20 protein-coding genes are annotated in these 23,001 nt (G+C 61.7%); 9 read left to right on the top strand and 11 right to left on the bottom strand.

Annotated features, from left to right (window positions below; genetic code table 11):
* Window positions 1-98: 98 nt before the first annotated feature.
* Window positions 99-2,240, top strand: a complete 2,142-nt coding sequence (locus tag MA884_RS19435; RefSeq protein WP_256232001.1) for a TonB-dependent siderophore receptor — start codon at window positions 99-101, stop codon at window positions 2,238-2,240.
* 66 nt (window positions 2,241-2,306) lie between these two features.
* On the opposite strand, the gene MA884_RS19430 is transcribed toward MA884_RS19435, so the two are convergent.
* Together MA884_RS19430 and MA884_RS19425 are read right to left on the bottom strand one after the other, a co-directional pair.
* On the bottom strand, window positions 2,307-3,041 hold the full coding sequence (locus MA884_RS19430; RefSeq protein WP_256232000.1) for an SDR family NAD(P)-dependent oxidoreductase: 735 nt from the start codon (window positions 3,039-3,041) through the stop codon (window positions 2,307-2,309).
* A 289-nt stretch (window positions 3,042-3,330) separates the two neighbouring features.
* Entirely contained in the window at window positions 3,331-3,537 is a 207-nt protein-coding gene (locus tag MA884_RS19425; protein ID WP_003202537.1) for a 4-oxalocrotonate tautomerase family protein, read from the bottom strand.
* A 127-nt stretch (window positions 3,538-3,664) separates the two neighbouring features.
* On the opposite strand from MA884_RS19425, the gene MA884_RS19420 reads away from it, so the two are divergent.
* Window positions 3,665-4,588, top strand: coding sequence for a LysR family transcriptional regulator (locus MA884_RS19420; protein WP_256231999.1), 924 nt, complete (start codon window positions 3,665-3,667; stop codon window positions 4,586-4,588).
* Between the two features lie 241 nt (window positions 4,589-4,829).
* Here the strand turns inward: MA884_RS19420 and MA884_RS19415 are convergent, their stop codons facing one another.
* Window positions 4,830-5,264, bottom strand: coding sequence for a nuclear transport factor 2 family protein (locus tag MA884_RS19415; protein WP_256231997.1), 435 nt, complete (start codon window positions 5,262-5,264; stop codon window positions 4,830-4,832).
* A gap of 220 nt (window positions 5,265-5,484) precedes the next feature.
* Between MA884_RS19415 and MA884_RS19410 the strand changes: the two genes are divergently transcribed.
* The gene (locus MA884_RS19410; protein WP_256231995.1) at window positions 5,485-6,387 is read left to right on the top strand and encodes an ADP-ribosylglycohydrolase family protein; all 903 of its coding nucleotides are present in this window, start codon (window positions 5,485-5,487) and stop codon (window positions 6,385-6,387) included.
* An 81-nt stretch (window positions 6,388-6,468) separates the two neighbouring features.
* Here the strand turns inward: MA884_RS19410 and MA884_RS19405 are convergent, their stop codons facing one another.
* Window positions 6,469-7,365, bottom strand: a complete 897-nt coding sequence (locus tag MA884_RS19405; RefSeq protein ID WP_047228988.1) for a LysR substrate-binding domain-containing protein — start codon at window positions 7,363-7,365, stop codon at window positions 6,469-6,471.
* Window positions 7,366-7,472: 107 nt separating this feature from the next.
* On the opposite strand from MA884_RS19405, the gene MA884_RS19400 reads away from it, so the two are divergent.
* The 4 genes from MA884_RS19400 (at window position 7,473) to nahK (ending at window position 14,387) form a co-directional block, all read left to right on the top strand.
* Window positions 7,473-8,747 carry a glucarate dehydratase family protein gene (locus MA884_RS19400; protein WP_256231994.1) on the top strand — a complete coding sequence of 425 codons (1,275 nt, stop codon included), beginning with the start codon at window positions 7,473-7,475 and terminating at the stop codon, window positions 8,745-8,747.
* A gap of 367 nt (window positions 8,748-9,114) precedes the next feature.
* Complete coding sequence (locus MA884_RS19395) at window positions 9,115-10,299, top strand: porin (RefSeq protein ID WP_256231993.1); 1,185 nt, start codon at window positions 9,115-9,117, stop codon at window positions 10,297-10,299.
* A 352-nt stretch (window positions 10,300-10,651) separates the two neighbouring features.
* Window positions 10,652-11,815 carry a nitric oxide-sensing protein NosP gene (nosP, locus tag MA884_RS19390; protein WP_256231992.1) on the top strand — a complete coding sequence of 388 codons (1,164 nt, stop codon included), beginning with the start codon at window positions 10,652-10,654 and terminating at the stop codon, window positions 11,813-11,815.
* The gene (gene nahK, locus MA884_RS19385; RefSeq protein ID WP_256231991.1) at window positions 11,745-14,387 is read left to right on the top strand and encodes a hybrid sensor histidine kinase/response regulator NahK/ErcS'; all 2,643 of its coding nucleotides are present in this window, start codon (window positions 11,745-11,747) and stop codon (window positions 14,385-14,387) included. Before nosP ends, nahK begins: the two co-directional genes overlap by 71 nt.
* 170 nt (window positions 14,388-14,557) lie before the next feature.
* Here nahK and MA884_RS19380 read toward each other — a convergent pair whose 3' ends face one another.
* The 6 genes from MA884_RS19380 to MA884_RS19355 all read right to left on the bottom strand — a co-directional run bounded on the left by MA884_RS19380 (window position 14,558) and on the right by MA884_RS19355 (window position 19,797).
* On the bottom strand, window positions 14,558-15,223 hold the full coding sequence (locus MA884_RS19380; protein WP_047229013.1) for a response regulator transcription factor: 666 nt from the start codon (window positions 15,221-15,223) through the stop codon (window positions 14,558-14,560).
* A 56-nt stretch (window positions 15,224-15,279) separates the two neighbouring features.
* Complete coding sequence (locus MA884_RS19375; protein ID WP_371134791.1) at window positions 15,280-15,813, bottom strand: PQQ-dependent catabolism-associated CXXCW motif protein; 534 nt, start codon at window positions 15,811-15,813, stop codon at window positions 15,280-15,282.
* 250 nt (window positions 15,814-16,063) lie between these two features.
* Window positions 16,064-16,855: an ABC transporter permease gene (locus MA884_RS19370; RefSeq protein ID WP_256231989.1), complete on the bottom strand. Its 792-nt coding sequence runs from the start codon at window positions 16,853-16,855 to the stop codon at window positions 16,064-16,066.
* Window positions 16,852-17,580, bottom strand: coding sequence for an ABC transporter ATP-binding protein (locus MA884_RS19365; RefSeq protein ID WP_256231988.1), 729 nt, complete (start codon window positions 17,578-17,580; stop codon window positions 16,852-16,854). Before MA884_RS19365 ends, MA884_RS19370 begins: the two co-directional genes overlap by 4 nt.
* Window positions 17,577-18,581 carry a YVTN family beta-propeller repeat protein gene (locus tag MA884_RS19360; protein WP_256231987.1) on the bottom strand — a complete coding sequence of 335 codons (1,005 nt, stop codon included), beginning with the start codon at window positions 18,579-18,581 and terminating at the stop codon, window positions 17,577-17,579. The genes MA884_RS19365 and MA884_RS19360 overlap by 4 nt, the downstream gene beginning before the upstream one ends.
* 31 nt (window positions 18,582-18,612) lie before the next feature.
* Complete coding sequence (locus MA884_RS19355) at window positions 18,613-19,797, bottom strand: ABC transporter substrate-binding protein (RefSeq protein ID WP_256231986.1); 1,185 nt, start codon at window positions 19,795-19,797, stop codon at window positions 18,613-18,615.
* Window positions 19,798-20,204: 407 nt separating this feature from the next.
* On the opposite strand from MA884_RS19355, the gene MA884_RS19350 reads away from it, so the two are divergent.
* Together MA884_RS19350 and MA884_RS19345 are read left to right on the top strand one after the other, a co-directional pair.
* Window positions 20,205-21,461, top strand: a complete 1,257-nt coding sequence (locus MA884_RS19350; RefSeq protein ID WP_256231985.1) for an ATP-binding protein — start codon at window positions 20,205-20,207, stop codon at window positions 21,459-21,461.
* Window positions 21,461-22,099 carry a response regulator transcription factor gene (locus tag MA884_RS19345; RefSeq protein ID WP_256231984.1) on the top strand — a complete coding sequence of 213 codons (639 nt, stop codon included), beginning with the start codon at window positions 21,461-21,463 and terminating at the stop codon, window positions 22,097-22,099. The genes MA884_RS19350 and MA884_RS19345 overlap by 1 nt, the downstream gene beginning before the upstream one ends.
* 187 nt (window positions 22,100-22,286) lie before the next feature.
* Here MA884_RS19345 and MA884_RS19340 read toward each other — a convergent pair whose 3' ends face one another.
* Entirely contained in the window at window positions 22,287-22,928 is a 642-nt protein-coding gene (locus MA884_RS19340) for a pentapeptide repeat-containing protein (RefSeq protein WP_256231983.1), read from the bottom strand.
* Window positions 22,929-23,001: the final 73 nt, after the last annotated feature.

The following is a 23,001-nucleotide window of genomic DNA, read 5'->3' as shown; positions in this document are numbered from 1 at the left end:
GAATAAATATCAAACAGGAATGAGTTGCTGTATCTTTCGCGACACATTCTTGTCAGCCTCCCGGTGTGGAGGCTTTTTTCCATTAGGATTGTGCATCGATGCGTCGGATTCTCGTTTCACTGTGTGTGCTTCAGGCTTATTGCGTTTCCACCTGGGCCGAACAGCCAGTCCCTGCCAAACCAGCCTCCCTTGAGTTGCAAGCCACGGATATCGTCGGTAACGCCGACTATGAATCGGCACAAGGTCCGGTGAGGGGCTATCGCGCCACCCGTTCGGCCAGCGCGACACGTACCGACACCGCGATTCATGAAACCCCACAGTCCATTTCCGTGGTTTCGCGCGACGTGGTGGAAGACCTCAGCGCCACGCGGCTGCAAGACGCACTCGATTACGCCGGCGGGGTCGGCAGGGCGAACAACTTCGGCGGTCAGGGCCTGACCACGTTCACAGTCCGCGGCTTTACCACGGGCGAGTTCTACCGCAACGGTTTCCCGATCAACCGCGGTTACCCGAACATGCCGGATGCCAACACCATCGAGCGCCTGGAAGTGCTGCGCGGCCCGGCGACGATGCTGTACGGTCGCGGCGATCCGGGTGGCACCTTTAACGTAGTGTCCAAGCAGCCATTGGCCGAACGCACCGTGACCCTGGGCAGCCAGGTCAGCGACCAGGGCATGCGTCGCGGCACCCTGGATGCCTCTGGTCCGCTGGACGAAGAAGGGCGCCTGGCTTATCGCCTGAACGTGGTGGGCGAGGGCGGCGATACGTTCCGTGATCACGTCGAGACCGAGCGCTACGGCATCGCGCCGGTGGTGACCTGGCAGGTCAACGACACCACGCGCCTGACCTTCGAGGGCGACTTCATGCGCAACAATGCGCCGCTGGACCGTGGCCTGACCCATTACGCCGGCCAGCGCGGCACCGCCTCGCGCGATACGTTCTTCGGCGAAAAAGACGTCGGCAAGCTGCACAACGACAACAACATGCTGCAGGTGCGTTTCGAGCACATGCTCAACGACGACTGGACCCTGGCCGGCGGTACCCAGTGGCTCGACGGCACCTTGCAGGGCAACGCGGTGGAAGGCAACGGCATCGCCGCCGACGGGCGTACCCTGGGGCGCAATTTCAACTACCGCAAGCTGGAGTGGACTGACTGGGACACTCAACTGAACCTCACCGGGCATTTTTCCATGGGTGGGTTCGAGCACACGCTGTTGACCGGCATCGAGTATGAGGACTACGACTATCAATCGATCATCCAGCGTTCCGCCGCGGGGAGCAGTGCTTATCCGATCGATATCTTCGATCCGGTGCATGGCCAGCCACGCCCGGCGTTAACGCGCACGCCCACCGATGACCAGGAAAACCTCAAGACGTTGGGTGTATTCGTGCAGGATCAGGTGGCGCTGACTGAGCGCCTGAAGCTGTTGGCCGGGGCGCGTTTTGAGCGGTTCGAGCAGCAGTACGAGAGTTTCGTCCCTCAGAACCCGCCCGGCAGTCGGAACTGGGACGTCACCGACAGCGCTGTCACCCCGCGCCTGGGTGTGATTTACGATCTGACCGACACCGTGGCTGTCTATGCCAATACCGCACGCTCGTTCAAACCCAACAACGGTGCCAGTCGCGAAGGCGGCGGGTTCAAGCCGGAAGAGGGCAAGTCTTATGAGATGGGGGTCAAGTGGGAAGCCTTGGATCGTCAGTTGAGTGTCGATGCGGCGGTGTACCAGATCGAAAAACGTAACGTGCTCACCACTGACCCAGTGGATTCCGCCTTCAGCGTGGCCGCGGGCGAAGTACGCAGTCGTGGTTTTGACCTGAACGTGGCGGGCAATTTGACACCGGAGTGGCGCGTGATTGGGGGTTACGCGTATGTGGATGCCGAAGTGACCAAGGACATCAATATCCCGTCCGGCACCCGCTTGCTCAACGTGCCCAAAAACACCTTCAGCCTGTTGAACGTCTACGAGTTCCAGGATGGCGGCCTCAAAGGCCTGGGCCTGGGACTAGGCGCCAAGTATGTGGATGAACGGGCCGGCCAGACGGCAGCCAATGCGTTCTCCATGGACAGCTACACGGTCGTGGACCTGCTCGGCTACTACAAGGTCAACGAGCGGATCCGCCTCAACCTGGACCTGAAGAACCTGTTCGACGCCGACTACGAAGAGGGCGCTTTCGGTAACGTCTATGCCTACCCAGGCGCACCGCGAACCGTGCAGGCCGGCATCTCCTACACGCTTTAAGTTCTGTGCTTCATGAAAACCCCGGAGGTTGTGCCTGCGGGGTTTTTCTTTTTACCATTTGCCTGTTTACCACTTGCCTGTGCTCATCCCGCCGTCCACCGGCAGTATCGCGCCCGTCGTGAAATCAGCGCCCGCCAGGTACAACACGGCCTCGGCGATTTCCTTGATGGTACCCACGCGACCGGCCGGTGCCAGGTTGTTGAGAAACTCGCGATGGGCCGGGTCATGCATGGGCGTGTCAATGATGCCCGGTGCAACCGCGTTGACCTTGATGTTGTGCGGCGACAGCTCCAGCGCCAGGGCACGCGTCATCTGGTTGACACCACCTTTGATCAACACCGGCAGCGCCGCTGGCACCTGGATGTTCGGTTGCAGAGCCACGGCGGCCGAGATGTTGATGATGAAACCTTGCTGACGACCGATCATGTGCGCGGCAGCCGCCTGGCTGGCGAAGACCAGACCCTTGAGGTTGGTGTCCAGCAGCGCTTCCAGGTCCTGGGGACTGTATTCGATGAAGGGTTTTGGCAGGAAGAAACCGGCATTGTTCACCAGCCCGTCCACGGCCCCGAAGGTTTCAATGGTTTTGTTGATGAGACGGGTTGAAGTCGCCGGGTCAGCGATATCACCGGCCACGCCAATGAAATTCGCCGGATGGCTGAGCTGTTGCGCAGCGCTGTCCAGGCCGGACTGAGAGCGGGCATTGCCCACCACGTTATAACCCCGATCCAGGAACGCCTGGACCAGACCCAGGCCGATGCCGCTGGAAGCGCCGGTGATGATGACGGTTTTGTTGAGGCTCATGATTGGACTCCTGATCAATTGAATTGAAACCGTTGCGCCGATGTGGGCGGTGGTTGCGATCAGGGTATTGGTGCGCTTGAGTTTGATAAATATGGGTTCTGGTACTTGAGTTGATACGTCATGTAATCAATTCAATGTGGGAGCGAGCCTGCTCGCGATGACGGTATCCCAGCCAACTTCAATGTGACCGGTCCATCGCCATCGCGAGCAGGCTCGCTCCCACAGGGATATTCGTTTGCAGGCACAAAAAAGCCCGGTCAGTTGGACCGGGCTCGGGAATGTAGAGCCGTCACTCTTTGGGAAGACTTCGGTATTGCGTCGTCGTCATGCCCGCGTAACCCCAGTTATCGGTATCGACTTCCTCGATCACGATGTGGGTCAAGTGCGGATCCTTACCCAGCACCCGCTGGAGGGTTTCAGTGATTTCGGAAATGACTTGGGCTTTCTGCTCGCGAGTGACGCCGTCGCGGGTAATACGCACGTTGACGAAAGGCATGATGCACTCCTGCTGATGAGAAATGAGCGCAGGACGGTTCCCGCGCCACGAGGGCCACTATATTTATACGCCTGCGGCTGATAAACAGGTGTCTGGAATCTTCAGTTGATACGCGGTGTAACGAATCATGAAGCGTCATTTCGAAGATCTGCAGTTGGGCAGCATAGAACTGTTCTGCCTGGCGGCGGAGGCAGGGAGTTTCACCGCGGCGGCCCAGCTAGCCGGGGTGACTCCGGCGGCGGTGAGTCGCTCTATTTTCCGTCTGGAGGAGCGCCTGGGTTCGCGTCTTTTCGTGCGCACCACACGCAGCATCCGGCTGACGGAAGCCGGCAAGACCTATTTCGAGCAATGCCGGCAAGCGCTGACGCAACTGGTGGAGGCGCAACAGGAAATGATGGGTGCTCAATCGGTGCCGTCCGGACAACTGCGCATCAGTCTTCCAACCACTTATGCTCATCACCGGATCCTGCCGTTGCTCCCGGCATTTCGGGCGCTGTACCCGCAAGTGACCGTGGATATTCACCTGAGCAACCGAAACATCGACTTCGTGGCCGAGGGTTATGACCTCGCCATCCGGGTGCGGGCTCAGCCAGACTCCTCGATGATCGCCCGGCTGCTCGAAGACGCGAAACTGGTGGTGGTCGCGTCCCCGGATTACTTGCGCAAGGCCGGCACGCCGCAGGTCCTTGAAGACCTGGACGATCATGAGTGCATCCAGTTCGAATTGCCCAGCAGCGGGCGGCGGATTTCCTGGTTGTTCAATGTCGAAGGCAAGGAAAAGGAGGTGTTCGGCGAAGGGGGGTATTGCTGTTCGGACGATGTGCTCGGCGGCGTGACGCTGGCCAAACATGGTGCCGGCTTGTTCCAGACCTACAAATTCATCGTGGAGCAGGAGCTGGCCAACGGGCAATTGGTGGAGGTGCTTGCGCCTTTTGCGGGGCGCTCACGGCCGTTCACCTTGCTGTATCCCCACGGTCGGTACGTGCCCCAGCGGGTGCGCGCCTTTGTCGATTTCCTGCTGCAGTACCGGGAGCAGTGGGCGGCGGAATGAAGTCACTGTGACCTGTGGCGAGGGGATTTATCCCCGCTGTGCACTGTAGGAGCTGGCGAAGCCTGCGATCTTTTGATCTTGATCTTTCGCTCTCGACTCAATTGTCAGGGACAAGATCGCAGCCTCGTTGCACTCGTCAGCTCCTACAGCGCCCAGCGGGGCGACGATTCGCTAAATCCCCTCGCCACATTGAATCCCAGCCGCTTCAAGTTAACTAACGGCGCCCACGGAGATCTTTAGGTCAGAACCGAAACGCCTGCCGCCCAATCAGCAGCCACTTGCCATTCTTCTGCTTCTGCCAGATCAGAAAGTTTTCGATTTCCGTCGGGACCACTTCGGTGCCCTTGAGCGCCTGCGCCGAGAAGTGGTTGCGCACCAGGGCCACATCGCCTGACAGGGTGATTTTCTGATCCTTCATCTCCAGGGTCTTGAACGCGCTCTTGCCGGTTTCGATGTCGGCAATGAAGGCTTTCTTGTCCTGAATCTTCCCGCTGGAGTGCCCGTAGGTCAGGTTTTCGGCGGCCAGTGCCTGGAGTTGTGGGATGTCTTTGTGCAGCATGGCTTGGGTCAGATGGTCGACGGCCTGGGCCACTTCCTGCTCGGCCGGTGAAGGGGCCGCCGCTACGTAGCCGCTGAACAGGCACAGGAAGCTGATGACCAATGTGGCTTTTTTCATGGGGATTTCCTTATTTTTGTAGGTATTGGGAGCACGAGCAATTGTTAGCTCGTCGGTCATCGTACAACTTGTTTTGAGATGGGGGAACAGCCGAGCGAGTGTGCGTTGCGTTTTCGATAAAAAAGATTGCGATCAGGTTCCTTGGGCATGCCCTGCCGTTATCATCTCGCTGGTTGTACGCCGCTCTTGCGCGGACGAACTCGAAACAGAAGGAATCAGGATGTCTCCGACACTTTCAGACCGCTATCGCGGATGCTTACTGGGCTTGGCATGTGGTGACGCCGTTGGCACGACTGTTGAATTCCAGCCACGGGGTTCCTTTACCCCTGTGACCGACATGGTCGGTGGCGGCCCCTTCAGTCTCAAGCCTGGCCAATGGACCGATGACACATCGATGGCTTTGTGTCTGGCTGAGAGCCTGTTGCAAAAGCGTGGTTTTGATGCGGCTGACCAGATGGGCCGATACCTCAATTGGTGGCATTGGGGTTATCTGAGTTCCACTGGTGATTGCTTTGACATTGGTTTTACCGTGCGCGGTGCACTGGAACGCTATCAGTCCCATGGCGACCCATTCGCGGGGGATACCGCTCCTGATACGGCTGGCAATGGCTCGCTTATGCGACTGGCACCGGTCGTGCTGTTCTTTTATCCGGATCGCAAACGCATTCGCGATTTTGCGGCTCTGAGTTCACGCACAACCCATGGGGCAATGGAGGCGGTGGAGTGTTGCCAGGTGTTGGCTGATGTCATTGCCAACGCATTGACCGGCGCTTCAAAGGCGGATGTGTTGCGTGTGTCGTCCGAGCAACTGACCGAGGCTAAAGTGATAGCGCTCGCCCAAGGGGCCTATCAGGGAAAAGGTCGTAGTGAAGTGTCAGGCACCGGTTATTCGGTGGCGTCCTTGGAAGCGGCGCTGTGGTGCTTTCATCAGACGGACAGTTTCACTGATGCGGTGCTGGCCGCGACGAACCTGGGTGACGATGCTGACACCACCGCTGCCATTGTCGGTCAGGTGGCAGGGGCATTTTATGGGGTGCAGGCTATTCCCTCCGATTGGTTGCAGAAATTGTGGATGCGCCAGGAGATTGAAGCCATGGCGGATGCGTTTTACTCGCAGGTCTGAGCCGCTTTTCAAGTAAAAGGTTTACGGCTCGCTGTGCATCTTGCGGAGTCAGCCAGCAACACGGGCAATCTGGCTCCGCCTTCACAACCCTTCCCGAACCGCCCCGCGAATCCCCTCCAGCAGCATGGCAAACGCCGGGTTGTCATTGTCCTGGCGCCATACCAGGTGCAACTCGCTCTGCACCCCTTCACCCAGATCGATCTCGCGAAACACCACCTGCCTGAACACCACGCTGGTGGCACACCGAGGCACCAGCGCCAGGCCCATGCCGGCGTTGACCAGTGCCAGGATCGTCAGCGAGGAGCCCAGCCATTGCACGAACTGCGGTGCAACGCGGGCCGAGCGCAGCATGCCGGTGAGCAGTTCGTTGAAGGGCGGGTAGGCAGAGTGGGAGTACATCAGGAAGGGTTCACCGTCGAGATCCTCGACGCCCACCGAATCGGCACTGGCCAGCGGATGCCCGACAGGTACTGCCAGGACGAACGGCTCGCGCACCAGGCACTCGGTGGCGTAGCCGGTTTCCAGCAGTGGCGAGCGGACGATCCCCAGGTCGATGCGGCGGGCGCGCAGGGCCTCGTGTTGCTGGTAGGTGTTCATCTCCGACAGGACGATTTTTACCTGGGGCTGTTTCAGGCGGGCTTCGGCGATGACCTTGGGTAGAAACTCATACACCGCGCTGCCGACGAAGCTGATGGTAACCGAGCCGATGTCGCCCTGGGCAAACCGCTTGGCGGCCACCGCGGCTTGTTGCGCCTGCTCCAGGAGGTTCTGCGCTTCGATGAAAAACGCCCGCCCGGCGGCGGTGAGCGCCACGCTGCGAGTGCTGCGGGTGAACAGTTCGACGCCCAGGTGATGTTCCAGCAACTGGATCTGCCGGCTCAGCGGAGGCTGGGTCATGTTCAGACGTTCGGCGGCACGACGGAAATTGAGTTCGGTCGCCACCGTGGTGAAGCAGCGTAGCTGGGCCAGTTCAAACATTGATTCAATCCAGGTATCAATCAAGTGCCAAGTTAGATTAGACGGGAACAATACCCACCGTCCATCATCGGCCCGTTCTCTACAAAAACAATGATCGGAGCCGCTGCATGAAGATCACACGCGTCACCGTCACACCCATCGCCTTTCGCGATCCGCCGCTGCTCAACGCCAGCGGCATTCATGAGCCCTACGCGCTGCGTTCGATCATCGAGATCGAGAGCGACAACGGTTACATCGGCTTGGGAGAGAGTTACGGCGATGCGCCGGCCCTGGCGATCCAGCAGCAACTGCAAAGCCAGTTGATCGGGCTGGACCCGTTCAACCTCAACCAGTTGCGGGCCATCGTCCAGGCCACCGTGGCCGCGCACCGGCCCGCCAGCGTTGCCGGTGCGGAGCTGGCGCCGGGTTCCCATGCGAGCAAGGCGGTGAGCAATGCTTATTCGGCGTTTGAGGTGGCCTGCCTGGACCTGCAAGCCCGTTACCTGAACGTGCCGCTGGTGGATCTGCTGGGCGGGGCGATTCGTGATGAGATTCCGTTCAGCGCCTATCTGTTTTTCAAGTACGCCGAGCACGTTGATTCGCCGTATCCGCCGGACAGTTGGGGCGAGGCGCTCAACGAACAGCAGATCGTCGCCCAGGCCCGGCGCATGATCCAGGACTACGGCTTCAAGAGCATCAAGCTCAAGGCTGGCACCCTGGAACCGGAACACGAAGTGGCCTGCATCAAGGCGTTGAAACAGGCTTTTCCCGGCTACCCGCTGCGCATCGATCCCAATGGCAACTGGTCGCTGGAAACCTCCATTCGCATGGCCGAGCTGCTGGGCGACGACCTGCAATACTACGAAGACCCCACGCCGGGGCTCGAGGGCATGGCCGAACTGCACAGACGCACCGGCCTGCCGCTGGCGACCAATATGGTGGTCACCGATTTCGACGAGTTCCGTCGCAGCGTGGCGCTGAACAGCGTGCAGATCGTCTTGGCCGACCACCATTACTGGGGCGGACTGCGAGACACCCAGGCGCTGGCGAAAATGTGCGATACCTTTGGCCTGGGGGTGTCGATGCACTCGAACTCCCACCTGGGCATCAGCCTGATGGCCATGGCTCACGTCGCGGCTTCGGTGCCGAACCTGGACTACGCCTGTGACACCCACTACCCGTGGCAGGAGCCGGATGAAGAAGTGATCAAGGGCGGCAAGCTGCCGATTGTCGACGGTTGCGTGAAAATCACCCGTGCGCCGGGACTTGGGCTGGAGCTGGACCGCGATCAACTGGCCAAGCTGCATGAGCAGTTCCTCAGGTGCGGCATCCGCCAGCGCGACGACGTGCGGCAGATGCAGCGCTACAAGCCGGACTGGAAAGCCGTCAAACCGAGGTTCTGAGGTGATGACGAGGGGGCCTGCTGCGCAGGCCAGCGGGAGCAAGCTCCCTCGCCACAAAAGCGGTGTTTGACTTCATTCTTGAGTACGAACGCTCCCCTGTGGCGAGGGAGCTTGCTCCCGCTGGGCTGCGCAGCAGACCTGAAAGCTTACAACTCTGTATGACAGCAATGAGTTGATCCTCCCGGGCCACCCTGCGACCCACATCCAAAGTCTCGCTCCCGGCGCTATCAGCGTCTTACACCCAAACTGCCGCGCCGGGCCGGTGCTTCCAAAGCATCCGCCAATTGCCTCCAAGGCAGCGTATGACGCGGCCTGACGCCTTTCGATAATCGCCTCCGACATCCCGTCTCATGTTGCGGAGCGCGCCATGCACAACAATAAAAATACTCGCCACCGTTTTTTGCCTGCAGTCATCGCCGGTCTTGCGACCCTTGGCCTGACGCCGTGGGCCCAGGCTGAAATCATGCTGTACGACAAGGACCAGACCACCTTTTCCACCGACGGCTACATCAACGCCTTTTACGTCAACAGCGATGTTGACCGGGCAGGGGAGCAGTTCGATCGTCGGCAGGCGCGGGTCAAGATGGGTTTCTTGCCCAACTACCTGGGCTTCAACATGGGCAAGCAGGTCGATGACCTCAAGCTCGGCGCGCGTGCCTCGTTCTGGGTGACCATCAACGACAGCGAAACCAACGGCACCGACACCGCCATCGACGTGCGGCAGTTCTACGGCACCGTCGCCAACCCACAGTGGGGTGAAGTGCTGATCGGCAAGGACTTCGGTCTGTTCGCCCGCTCCAACATTCTGCTGGACGAGTTGCTGGCCGGTTACGGACAGGTCAGCGACACGCTTGGGCTGGTGGACGGTGGCGGCGTGTCGTTCGGCAACATCGGCAGCGGCTATCCATATCCGTTCCCGACCTCGCAGATCACCTACCGTACGCCGGTGATGGATGGGTTGCGGGTGGCAGTGGGCATCATGGACCCGGTGGACACCAACGACAGCAGTGCCACCGGGAAGGCCTATCAGGAGAATCCGCGTACTGAAAGTGAGGTGACCTACCAGTTCGACCTGGGTGGGGCGAAGATCTACAGCTGGCTCAACGGCAGCTACCAGACCTCGGACAACACCGACACCACGGTCGATTCAGTGACCTCCAAAGGCCTGGGCTATGGCGTACAGGCGAAGATGGGCGGGTTGTCGCTCACCGGGTCCGGGTTCCAGGCCAAGGGCATCAACCCGTTCTTCACCAACAATGCCGGCGAAGCGACGTTGCGCAATGTCGACAGCACCGGGTACCTGTTGCAGGGCTCCTACAAACTCGGCAAGAACCGCCTGGCGCTGTCCTACGGCAAGACCGAGGACGACGGCAATGGCGTGGTGGGCAGCGGCGCCGACTATGAAACCCGTGGCATCGCGCTGTTCCATGACGTCAACGACAACCTCAAGCTCGTGGCCGAATACAACCAGTTCGAAATCGCCGGCCACGACACCAGCGCCCAGAACGAAGACACCGACACCTTTGCGGTGGGGGCGGTGTTGACCTGGTAAAGACGATCCCCCTATCCCGTGGCGAGGGAGCTTGCTCCCGCTGGGCTGTAGGAGCTGACGAGTGCAACGAGGCTGCGATCTTTGCTCTGTCCATTGAGCCCAAAGCGAAGATCAAAAGATCGCAGCCTTCGGCAGCTCCTACCGTTGTCCAGCGGGAGCAAGCGCCCTCACCACAAGAGCATTCCAGGCCAAGTCCTAGGGTTTTGTGGTGGCCCCTGCCGTGCGCATCGCGGCAGGGGCCGCCACTGTTCTCCTCCCATGGAAGCGTCTACCCGCTACCCAAGTAGCATTCGTGAGTCGGGCGCCGCTTCGTACACTCAAGGCTTCTGTCACGCACCCGTCGGAGGCGAAGATGCTAAAGGCCCAGAGCGAAGGTGTGATAAGCGCCATGTCCCAGGCAACGAACGTCCAGCAGGTTGCTCAGGAGCTGGCGCGGCAGTTGCTGCACCCGCACCTGGGGTTCGTGTTGTTCTTCTGTTCCGCCGAATACGATTTACCGGCTCTTGGCCAGGCGCTCTCACAGAGCTTCGGCGGGATTCGCCTGGTGGGCTGCACCAGCGCCGGAGAAATCACCAGCCAAGGCTATGGCCGCAACTGCGTCACAGCGGTGGGTTTCGATCACCGGCATTTTTCCATTGCCGCCGAGCTGATCGGGGAAATGGAGCGTTTTAGCCTGATCGACGCCCAGCAAATGGTCGAACGGCTGGCCAGCGGTTGCCGCAGCAATGCGCTGGCGCCGATCAAGGGCCACAGTTTTGCCCTGACCTTGCTCGATGGCCTGTCCAGTCGCGAGGAGATGGTGCTGGCGGCGCTGAGCGCGGCCCTGGGAGACATTCCGCATTTCGGCGGTTCGGCCGGCGACGACAACTACCTGACCCACACCCACGTGTACTACGAAGGTCAGTTCCACAGCGGTGCGGCCGTGGTGGTGCTGATCAACACCTGGCTGGATTTCGAGGTGTTCACCACCCATCACATCCTGCCTCGGGAGGAGAAGTTGGTCGTGACCGGGGCCGACAGCACCTCACGGCGTGTATATGAGCTCAACGCCGAGCCCGCCGCCGAGGAGTATGCCCGGCACATCGGCGTGCCGGTGAGCGCGCTGAACTATCGGGTTTTTGCCGCCCATCCGCTGGCGGTGCGCATCAACGACCAGTACTACGTGCGGGCGATCCAGCAGGTGCACCCGGACCTGAGCCTGAGTTTTTACTGCGCGGTGGAGAACGGCATCGTGCTCACGGCCATGACCCCGGGGCCTTTGCTGCACAACCTGCAAGAACTGTTCAGCGGCTTGCAGGAGCGTCTGGGTGACTTGCTGCTGACCATCGGCTGCGACTGTTTTCTTCGGCGCCTGGAGCTGGAAGACCGCGGTGGCCTGGAGCAGATCGGCCAGTTCCTGCGCGACCATCGTGTGATGGGCTTCAACACCTATGGAGAACAGTTCAATGGCATGCACATCAACCAGACCTTCACCGGAGTTGCCATTGCCCGCCATCGCGTCCCCGGCCATCGCTGACCTGCAGGCTCAGATCGCCAGCCTCCAGCACGAAAACCACAAACTGCGGCGCATCAACGATGCACTGATCGAGCGGGTGGAGTCCGGCGTGACGCGGGGCAACGATCCGTATGCGGCGTTCCAGCATTCAGTGGTGCTGGCCGAGCAGGTTCGCGAACGCACCGACGCCCTGAACCAGGCCATGGCCGAACTCAAGGCCGGCAATCACCTGCTGGGCGAAGCGCGGCTGCGCGCGGAAACCGCCCACCGGCACCTGATCGATGCCATTGAGAGCATTTCCGATGCGTTTGTGCTGTTCGACGAACAACAGCGCATCGTCCTGTTCAACAGCCGCTTCAAGGCGTTTTGGGCTCACAGTCGCGTGCGTATCATCGCCGGGATGCGCATCTCCGAGGTCAAGCGACTGATGACCGCCAACGGGTTGTTCAGCGAAGAACCGCGTGGCCAGGCTGATGAGCATGTGCTCTACCGCTTGCAGAACGGGCGCTGGCTGCAAGTCAGCGAGCGGCCGACCCAGGAAGGCGGACGGGTGATCCTGTTTACCGACATCACCGACGTCAAACTCAGTGAAACCGTGCGTCGCGAACAGGCCATCGCGCAGAAATCGCACTTGTTGCAACGCGCGGTGGACAACCTCTCCCAGGGTGTTGCCATGGTCAATGCCCAGGGTGTGCTGGAGTTGTGGAACCGTCGTTTCCTGGAGCTCAGCGGTTTGGCGCCGGTGGCGGCCCATCGGCCGTTTTCCGAGGTAATCGCCGACAGTGAACTGCAACTGTTGACCCCGGCCAGTCGCGACAGCAATGGCCGGCTCATCCACGAAAGCGAGCAGCGTCTGTCGGACGGTCGGGTCCTGGAGATTCGCACCCATCCGTTACCCACCGGCGGCTACGTCAACACCTTCACCGACATCACCGAGCGCTACCAGCACGCCGAGGCCCTGAGCGAAAGCGAACGCTGGATCCGCCTGATCACCGACCACGTGCCGGCGCTGATCGCCTACCTCAATGCCGACCTGGTCTACGAATTTACCAACAAAGTCTACGAGCAATGGTATTGCTGGCCCCGTGGCGTGATGCTCGGCCAGAGCCTGCGCGAGGCCCACAGCGAACAGCATTACCAGCGCCTGGAGGCCTACGTGGCCCGGGCCTTGGCGGGTGAGAGTGTGACGTTCGAGTTTGCCGAAACCAATATCAACAACCAGGAGCGCTATATGTTGCGCTCCTACGTGCCCAATCGGCTGGCCAATGGTGAAGTGGTGGGGATCTTCGTGCTCATCCGCGACATCACCGAACGGCGTCGTACCGCCGAGGCGCTGCACCAGGCCTACCAGAACCTGGAGCAGCGCGTCCAGGAACGCACCGCCGAACTGACCACCCTCAATGACCAGCTATTGCGCGAAATTGACGAGCGCAGCCGGGTGGAGTTGCGCTTGCGCGAGGCCAAGCGCGAGGCCGAACAGGCCAACCTGTCGAAAACCAAATTCCTCGCGGCGGTCAGCCATGACCTGCTGCAACCGCTCAACGCCGCGCGGCTGTTCACCAGCGCCTTGCTCGAGCGCCGTGAGCCGGTGGCGAACGCGCAACTGGTGCGCAACGTCAGCCACTCGTTGCAGGACGTGGAAAACCTGTTGGGCACGTTGGTGGACATTTCCAAGCTCGATGCCGGGGTGATCAAGGCCGATATCGCGCCGTTCGCCCTCAGCGAGTTGCTCGACAACCTGGCCGCCGAATACGTCCAGGTCGCACGCAGTGAGGGGCTGGAACTGCACTTTGTGCCGTGTTCGGCCCTGGTGCGTAGCGACATGCAGTTGCTGGCGCGGATCCTGCGCAATCTGCTGAGCAATGCCATTCGCTATACCCCCAGCGGGCGGGTGGTGTTGGGCTGTCGCCGGCACCGTCAGCGCCTGTCCATCCAGGTCTGGGACAGCGGCATCGGCATTGCCGAAAACCGCCTTGAGGAGATCTTCCAGGAGTTCAAGCGCGGCGATGTGCAGCGCCCGGATCAGGATCGAGGGTTGGGCCTGGGACTGGCGATCGTCGAGAAAATCGCCGGGATCCTTGGGCACCGGATTCAGGTACGTTCATGGCCGGGCAAGGGCTCGGTGTTCTCCATCGACGTGCCCTTGAGCGCCACCGCGCCCAAGCCGTTACCGAGCCTGGAGATGAGCGAGCCGATGCTTGAGCGCCTGCGCGGGGCACGGGTCTGGGTGCTGGATAACGACGCAGCCATCTGCGCCGGCATGCGCACGCTGCTGGAAGGTTGGGGTTGTCGGGTGGTGACCGCGCTGTCGGAGCAGGACCTGGCGCGCCAGGTGGACAACTACCATGCCGAGGCCGACCTGCTGATTGCCGACTATCACCTGGACAACGAGCAGAACGGCGTCGACGCCGTGGCCCGGATCAACGCCCGCCGGGCCTCGGCGATCCCGGCCATGATGATCACCGCCAACTACAGCAACGAACTCAAGCAGCAGATCCGCGAACTCGGCCACACCCTGATGCACAAGCCGGTGCGGCCAATGAAACTGAAGATTGCGATGAGTCATTTATTGGGTGGTGCAACGAGTCGTTAAGCCTTACCGCTTCTGTGGCGAGGGAGCTTGCTCCCGCTGGGCTGCGAAGCAGCCCCATCCAGCTCACTGAGTAAGCCTGACTCACCGAGGTGCCTGGGTTTGGGGGCGCTTCGCGCCCCAGCGGGAGCAAGCTCCCTCGCCACAGGGTTGTCCGCCCTGTGCTTGCCTGTTCAACGGCGCAGATAAGCCCCGAAATCAATGTCCCCGGCACTGAGAATCGCCTGCACCCGATTGTGCACATTGAGCTTGCGCAGGATGGCCGAGACGTGCGCCTTGACCGTGGTTTCGGCGATCTCCAGCGTGTAGGCGATCTGTTTGTTCGACTCGCCCTTGGTCATGCGTTCCAGCACCAGCAGTTGCTTGCGGGTCAGGGCCTGGAGCAGTTCGGGTGCAAAGGCCGGGGTTTCGTTCAGGCGGCGGCCCATCGGGCTTTTTTGCGTGCGGATGATGTCCGGTGGTAGGTACACGTTGCCATTGAGAATCTGCTCGATGGCGTCGGTCATCTGCGAGCGCGGTGAGGACTTGGTGATGAACCCCACCGCGCCGTAGGTGATGGCTTGCAGCACCACCTGTTTGTCCTGCTCGGCGGAGACGATCACCACGGGAATGGTCGGAGCCTCGTTGCGCAGGTTGATCAGGCCGTTGAGGCCGTGCATGCCGGGCATGTTCAGGTCCAGCAGGATCAGGTCGAGGTCGTCGTGCTCGCGGGTCAGCGCCAGCGCGCTGTCCAGATCGGCGGTTTCCATTACCTCGCTGCCAGGAAAACCGTCGCTGATGACGTTGTGGATGGCTTCGCGAAACAGTGGGTGATCGTCGGCTATCAGGATTTTATACATGGCCATTCACCTCGTTATTGTCGTGTGGGAGGGGCGGGTGCACGCACTCATTTGGATCAGGGAAAGGGTTCGGGACGGGCCGCTTGCAGGGGCTGATGGGCCGCCTCCCAGGCGTCGAGGCCATCGCGGTACCAATACAACTGTTTATAGCCCATGGCGGCGGCGCGTTTTACCGCGTTCCAGCTCAACCAGCAATCAGCGCGGCAATAAAAGACCAGCGGTTGATCGGCTCGCCCGCCAGTGGCTTTTTCCAGGTGATGGTTGAAGTAATCCTGCCAGGTCGGGTCGAGGTCGCCATCGCCGGTATTGGCCAGCCACAGGCTGCCGGGGAGGTTGGCGTGGGGCTCGTTGTCGATGAAGCGTCCCTGGAGCCAGGGGCGGCGGTAGACGTCGATCAGAATCGGAGACGGCGTTTGCGCCATCAGCTGTTGCAGTGCCTGGGTATCGAGCGTTTTTGCGCCATCCACGGCGGCGGGCGTCGGGCTGCGGTACTGGGCAATGCGATAGCCCTGCGCGGAGAACAGCGCAGTATCAGCCTGGGCGACAGTCAGCGACAGACCCAGCAAGACGATCACCAGCAAACGGCGCATAGGCATTTATCCTTTTTGTTATGCGCCCATTACATGCCAGGGTCGAGCTCTTGTGAATGCGACCATAGACAGGAAAACCGGTACTAAAGTAGTAATTTCGGGCTCAAAGACAAGCGTGAAACCTAGGTCATGCACAATCCCCTGTGGGAGCGAGCCTGCTCGCGATAGCGGTGCGTCAGTCACTTCTCTGCCAACTGAACCACCGCTATCGCGAGCAGGCTCGCTCCCACAAGGGTTATTCGTCGTGCAATCAGCCTGCTTTGCGTAACGCTGCATGCTGCGGATTGAACGTCCACACTGCCAGTAGCGCGAACACCAGGGTCAAGCCCGTGCATACCAGCATCGCCAGCAGATTGAACCGTTCATACAGCGCATAACGCACCAGCTCCACCCCATGGGTGAACGGATTCACCGCGCACAGCCAGTACAACCAAGGGCTGGCCTCCAGCATTTTCCACAACGGATACAGCGCCGAGGACAGGAAGAACATCGGGAAGATCACGAAATTCATCACCCCGGCAAAGTTCTCCAGTTGCCGGATGGCATTGGACAGCAGCAGGCCCAGGGCGCTGAGCATCAGGGCCACCAGCAGCAGCGCCGGAAACGCCAGCACCAGGCCCATGGCCGGTGGCTGGATGCCGTACAGCCAGGCAATGGCGAGAAATGCGTAGACCTGCAACAACGAGATCAGCGAGGTGGCCAGCAACTTGCTCGCCAGCAGGAAGGCCCGCGGCAGAGGGCTGGTGAGCAGCACGCGCATGCTGCCCATTTCCCGGTCATAGACCATCGACAGTGATCCCTGCATGCCATTGAACAACAGGATCATGCAGGCGAGCCCAGGCACGATGTACACCTCGTAGGGAATGTAGGTGTCATAGGGAGCAATGATGGCGATGCCCAGTGCCGCACGAAAGCCGGCGGCGAACACCAGCAGCCACAACAGCGGTCGTACCAGGGCACTGAGAAACCGCGTTCGTTGCAGCACGAAACGCAGCCATTCACGCACCACGATGCCGCTGAAGCAGTGCCAATACGCATTCATGAGTGAACTCCCGGTGCGGTCAGGTGGGTGAAGGCCGAACCGAGGGTGCCGCCGTGTGCCTGGCTCACGGCGTCGGCGCGTGCGCTGGCGACGAGGCGGCCTTGATGCAGGATCAGCAGATCGTCGCTGGGCTGTACTTCGTCCAGCAGGTGCGTGGTCCACAGCACGCTGATGCCCTCGCGGCACAGCTGGCGGACGTGTTGGTTCAGGGCCAGGCGGCTGGCCGGGTCAAGGCCGACGCTGGGCTCGTCCAACAGCAACAGACGTGGCTCATGCAGCAAAGCCCGGGCGATTTCCACCCGGCGACGATGGCCGCCGTTGAGGGCGCGCACCCGTTCGTGGCGCCGCTCGGTCAACTGCTGGCGGGCCAGCTCGGCGTCGATGCGCACACTGCCCTGGCGCCGCGACAGGCCATGCAGTGCGAGGTGGTAACGCAGGTTCTGCTCGACACTCAGGTCCAGGTCCAGGGTGCTCTGTTGGAACACCACGCCCAACTGGCGCAAGGCCGGCCGCGACGAGGTCCGCAACGAATGGCCGCCGACACGGATTTCACCGCGCTGCACGTCGTACAGGCGCGTGAGCAAGGCAATCAGCGTCGATTTGCCGGCGCCATTGGGCCCCAGCAACGCGGCGAAGCCCCCGGCCGCCAGGCTGAAACTCACCTGCCTGAGGGCTTCGCGTGCGCCGTAGGCGAAGCTCAGGTCGCTGACCTCCAGGGCGTTCATGGCGTCACCACTACGCCCCAGGGATAACGCCCGACCTTGACCGACTTGAGCACTTTGCGGCTCTGCACGTCGATCACCGACACGTCGCCGCTGACGCCATTGGTTGCCAGCAGTTGGCGTTGATCGGGGGTGAATGCCAGTTGCCAGACGCGCCGCCCCACTAGCAGGTAGTCCAGCACTTCGAAGGTCTTGGCATCGATGACGGCGACGTGATTGGCCGGGCCCAGGGCGACGAAGGCAAGTTTTCCGTCGGCGCTGAGCTTGATGCCCACCGGCTGTACCTTGTCGGGGTGAACGCCCTTGATCTGGAACGTCAGCGTCTTGAGCACCTGGCGACTGGCGACATCGAGAATCGTCAGCGTGCCGCCGATTTCCGCCGAGGCCCAGAGCTGCGAACCGTCGCGACTGAACTCGACGAAACGCGGCCGCTGGTCCACCAGCGTGTTGTCGGCCAAGGTCTGGGTGCTGGTGTCGATCCAGTGCAGCATGTTGGTGGTTTCACTGGTGTTGACCGCCCATTTGCCATCGGGGCTGACGGCCATGCCTTCGGGCTCGACGCCGACGCCGATCTGGCCCAGCACCTCGGAAGTCTGGGTGTCGATCACGGTCACCAGGGCATCGTCTTCGTTGGATACGTAGAGCCAGCGGTCATTGGGGTGCAAGGCGAACTGCTCCGGGTCTTTGCCGGAGGGCAGTTCCTTGATGATCTTGCGGGTGGCGACGTCCATCACCTGGACCCGGTCCGAATCACTGGCGCAGATGTACAGCAAGCGGTTGTCGTGGGACAGCAACAGGCCTCGGGGGCGCTGGCCCACCGGCAGGGTCTCGATGACCTCCAGGCTTTGCATGTCGATCAGGCTCAGGCTGTTGTCTTTCTCGTTGGAGACCCAGGCGATACTGGCGGTGGCGGGGCCGGCGACGAACAACGCCGCCGCCAGGGTGAGGGCCTGGCAAAGCAGCGCAGGTTGGAACCGGGTCGGGTAAAGCAGGGGGCGGCGCATGGCGGTTTCCTTATTGTTGTTCTTGAAGGGATCAGGGGTAGCGGCAGCTCACTTCGGGCCGGTCATAGCCCAGGCTGTCCATTTCGTTGGTAGGGTGCAGAAAACCGTCCTGGGGCGAGGTGCTCACCAGCGCCCGTGGCTGAACCAGGGGAATCGGCTGGCGCAATTGCCCGTTCCACGGCCGGTAGCTGAGCTTGCGGCCCTTGAAACCGTCCAGTGGCAACTGCTCGCTCAGCGCCAGTTGGCGGATGGCGAACGGGTCGTCCTGGCGCAGTTTGCTCACGGCGCTGGCAATGCTGCGCACGGCGATCCAGGCGGCGAAATCGCGGTCGTTCATCCAGCGCCCGGCCAGGGCTTCGAAGCGTTTTTGCAGTTGTGCCGCGCCGTAGGTTTCCACGGTCTTGTGCCAAGCAATGGGGGTCAGGCCTTGCGTGCCGGCCACCGGACGCGGGTACCAGGTCTGGTAGGGCACGTATTCGCCGAAATCGCCGCGCTCGTCGGCCACCAGCACCACGTCGTATTCGGCGGTCTGGGTGAGCAAAGGCATGTCGGCCTGGGCACTGCGGCGCTGGTCGTTATCGAACTGCCAGTCTTTTTGCGCGACGACCTTCATGCCGAAGCGCTTCATGGCTCGTCGCAGCGCGGCAGCATAGGCCTGGTCCTCGGCCGTCTGGCCGACGATCAGTAATGCCCGCTGCCATTTGCGTACGACGCTGAACTGCACCAGGGCATCGGCGAGCATCGCCCGGTCGGGCAAGCTGTGGAGCACGTTGCCCAGGCAGTCGGTGGTGCGCAGGCTGTCGTCGGCGCTGCCGGCGTTGAACAGCAGGCTGTCAGGCAGGGCGGCACTGAGCTGGCGCAGGCTGGCGGATGGCGCGTTGACCACAAACAACCGCAGGCCCTGGGCATGCTGCGCGCGGGCGGCCTGGAGCAAGGCTTCGGGGCTGTCGACGCTGGCGCTTTGCAGCTGGTAATCGTGCTTGAGAAAACGCCCGGTGCTGTTGCTGTCGACAATCGCCAACTGCGCCCCGCGCAGCCCGGCATCGGCGGGCTCTTCAATGACGTTGGACAGCAGCGGCCCCGGATCGGGGCGATAGCCCAGGTAGCCGATGTGCACTTGCAGCGGCGCGGCGTCGCCCGCCTGGGCGGCGACCGGCAACCCGGCGCTGACTGCTGCGAGCAAAGGGATCAAGGCGTAACTGACGAGCCGGCGCATAACACCTCCATTTGCGGGTAGCGCCAGCATAGGAAGCCTGTGGCCAGGGGGAAATATGCAGAAAGTACCGCCGGGCCAGTACCAAGGTAGTAACCCGCTACCGACGCCAGGGTTTTAGGATGCCAGTCATCGTCATTCATCAGGAGCGGACAGACCGTGCGGATTTTCAAAGCCCTGCTTCTGCCGTTGTTGCTGATCTTGAGTCTGATTGGCGTGGATCGGTTGTCTGGCAAACCAAAGAGCTGCCGCGCACACAAAACCTGCGAGCACACAGGTCCCCCTGTGGGAGCGAGCCTGCTCGCGATAGCGGTGGTTCAGTCGACAGCGCTGTTGAATGTGCCGATCTCATCGCGAGCAGGCTCGCTCCCACCGGGGTTCTGTGCTGGCCAGGGAATGGGCCGCTAACCATGTCGGCCCTGTGGCGAATCAACCTCTGGGTGACGGCGTTTTTCTCCCTGGTCACCCTGGCTTGTGCGGTCCTGTTGCTGCATCAAGCCACGGCCGATGTGAAGCGCGAGCTGCAATCGGCCGAGTCCGTGGTGCATTACCTGAGCGAAACCGCCGAGCGCAACCCGGCCAGTCTCCAGTCGCGGCTGACCGGCAGTCTGCGGCATGTGCGGGTTCACTGGCTGGCGGCGGGGCAAATGCACCCGGTGAATATCGAGAGCGGGGTGAACGCCTGGCTTGGCCGCTGGTTGCTGGCCGACGGTCCCGCTGCCGAGGTGGTGGATCTGCGCGACGGTCGTCGGGCCTGGATCGCGGTCGATCCTCGGGACGAAATCGAAGAAATCCTCGATTCCCTGGTGCAACTGCTGGGCGTCTGTGCGCTGGCGCTGTTGGTCAGCCTGCTGGTGATCCGCTGGGCGGTACGCCGGGGCATGGGATTGCTCGATGAATTGCTGCGGGCCTTGCGTCAGGTATCCGCTGGCGATCTGCAGGTGCGGCTGGCCGCAGACGCGATCCCGGAGGCCCGGCAATTGGCGGGGCATTTCAATCGCATGACCGCCGCCCTGGCCCAGTCGCAGGTCGATAACACCCGGCTCACCCAAGCCCTTTTGGCCGTGCAGGAGCAGGAGCGCACGCAACTGGCTCGGACCCTGCACGATGACCTGGGCCAATACGTGGCGGGGATCCGTGCCCGGGCGTGCTTGCTGCGGCTGGTGATCGATCAGCCGCCGATGCTGGAGCAGACCGTCAGCCAGCTCGAGGATCATTGCGAGCATCTGCAACAGGGCTTCCGTGCGCTGGTGCAAGACCTGTATCCGGTGGTGCTGCAACACCTGCCACTGTCCGAGGCCCTCGAACTGCTGGTGGCTCAGTGGCAACAAACCCAGGGCATCGCCTGTCAGCTGCGGATCAACGCGCCGTTGCCGCCGTTGTCCGGCTCGAACAAGACCCACCTGTATCGCCTGTTGCAGGAAGCCCTGACCAATGTCGTCCGGCATGCCGGCGCCACGCAGGTGCGGATTCGCCTGCAACATCGGGCCGGGCGCTTGCGGTTGCTGGTGCGTGACAATGGTCGGGGAGCGACCGCACCCCATCGTCCGGGCGTTGGCCTGCACTCGATGTCCGAGCGTGCCCGCAGTCTGGGCGGCGAACTGCGCATCATCAGCCAGCCCGGTGCCGGTTGGGCGCTGGCCTTGAATATTCCTCTGGAGGCGTGATGAACATCTTGTTGGTAGACGATCATGCGGTGGTTCGGCAGGGCTATGCCAGCCTTTTGCGGGCACTGATGCCGGACCTGCAGGTGCGGGAAGCCGCCACCGGTGAAGAGGCGTTGAGTCAAGTGCTGGAGCAGGTGCCTCATCTGGTGATCATGGACTTTGGCTTGCCCGGTATCAGTGGGCTGGAAACCACCCGGCGCCTGCGCCAGCGCCTGCCGCAACTGCGGGTGTTGTTCTTCAGCATGCACGATGAACTGCCGTTGGTCCGCCAGGCGCTGGACGCCGGTGCCTCAGGCTACCTGACCAAGAACTCGGCGCCCCAGGTGCTGGTGGAGGCCGTGCGCCGGGTGTTGGCCGGCCATGCCTACATCGAGCAAGCCCTGGCTACCCAGTTGGCCTGCGCCAGCACCCGGCACAACACCGACCCGCGCTTGCAATGCATGACCCAGCGCGAGCTGGAGATCTTCGTCATGCTCGCCAAGGGCACCCCGGCGCGCACCATTGCCGAACAGCTGTGCATCAGCGCCAAGACCGTGTCCAATCACTTGACGCTGCTCAAGAGCAAGCTGCAGGTCAGTTCCCATGCCGAACTGGTGCACCTGGGGATCGACATGGGCGTGGTGCGGGTGGCGGGGTAAATCCCATCCTTGAAAGCAATACACAACTGTGGCGAGGGAGCTTGCTCCCGCTGGGCTGCGAAGCAACCCCAATACCAATCGCTTCGGGGCATCAGGAAGATTGAGTTGTCTGGATGGGGGCTGCTGCGCAGCCCAGCGGGAGCAAGCTCCCTCGCCACGGGATCTGTGTCGGTCCTTGAATGGGGTACTAATCCCAAGTCGTCGGGCAACCCGTACACCCTTGCATATTCGCATCCTGAAAATTCCCGTAATGCTGGCGTGAGCCGCTCATGTTGGCGCCTTCCAGGTTACTTTCGCCAAGCTTGGCTTCCTGCAGGTTGGCGTCGCGCAGGTCGGCGCCCTTGAGGTCTGCCTTGCTCAGCCAGGCCATCTCCAGGTCGGCGGCTTGCAGGTTGGTTTCGTGCATTCGGGCGCCGGACAGTCGGGCGAATTGAAGATATGCGGCGCTCAGGTCTGCTTTCTGGAACTGGGCGCCCTGGGCAAACAGGCCCCAGCCCTGGATCGCCTTGAGCGTGGCACCGCGCAAGTCCGCCAGGCGCAGGTTGCTTTGCTGCAGGCTGGCGCGGGTCAGGTTGGCGCCTTGCAGACGGGCCTTTTCCAGATTGGCCAGGTCCAGCCGCGCATGGCGCAGATCGGCACCCCGCAGGTCGGCACCGCTGAGGTTCATTTTGCGCAGGTCCTGATTGGCCAGCCGGGCGCCGCGAAGGTCAGCGCCGGGGCATTGGCTGGATTCGGCGATGATGCAGCCGTTGATGGTCAGGGGCGTGTCGGTGTCGTCGGCGCCGGCATGGGCGCCGATGAGCAGAAGCAGCAGAGGGAGAAATCTCATGGCGGTAAACTCGGTTGACTGTGGGAGCGAGCCTGCTCGCGATGGCGGCGGTACATTCAACATCAGCGTTGAC

It is taken from the genome of Pseudomonas sp. Q11 (genome assembly GCF_024494355.1).
In the GTDB taxonomy this organism is placed as follows: domain Bacteria; phylum Pseudomonadota; class Gammaproteobacteria; order Pseudomonadales; family Pseudomonadaceae; genus Aquipseudomonas; species Aquipseudomonas hefeiensis.
This window is presented reverse-complemented; position numbering and strand designations above follow the sequence as displayed.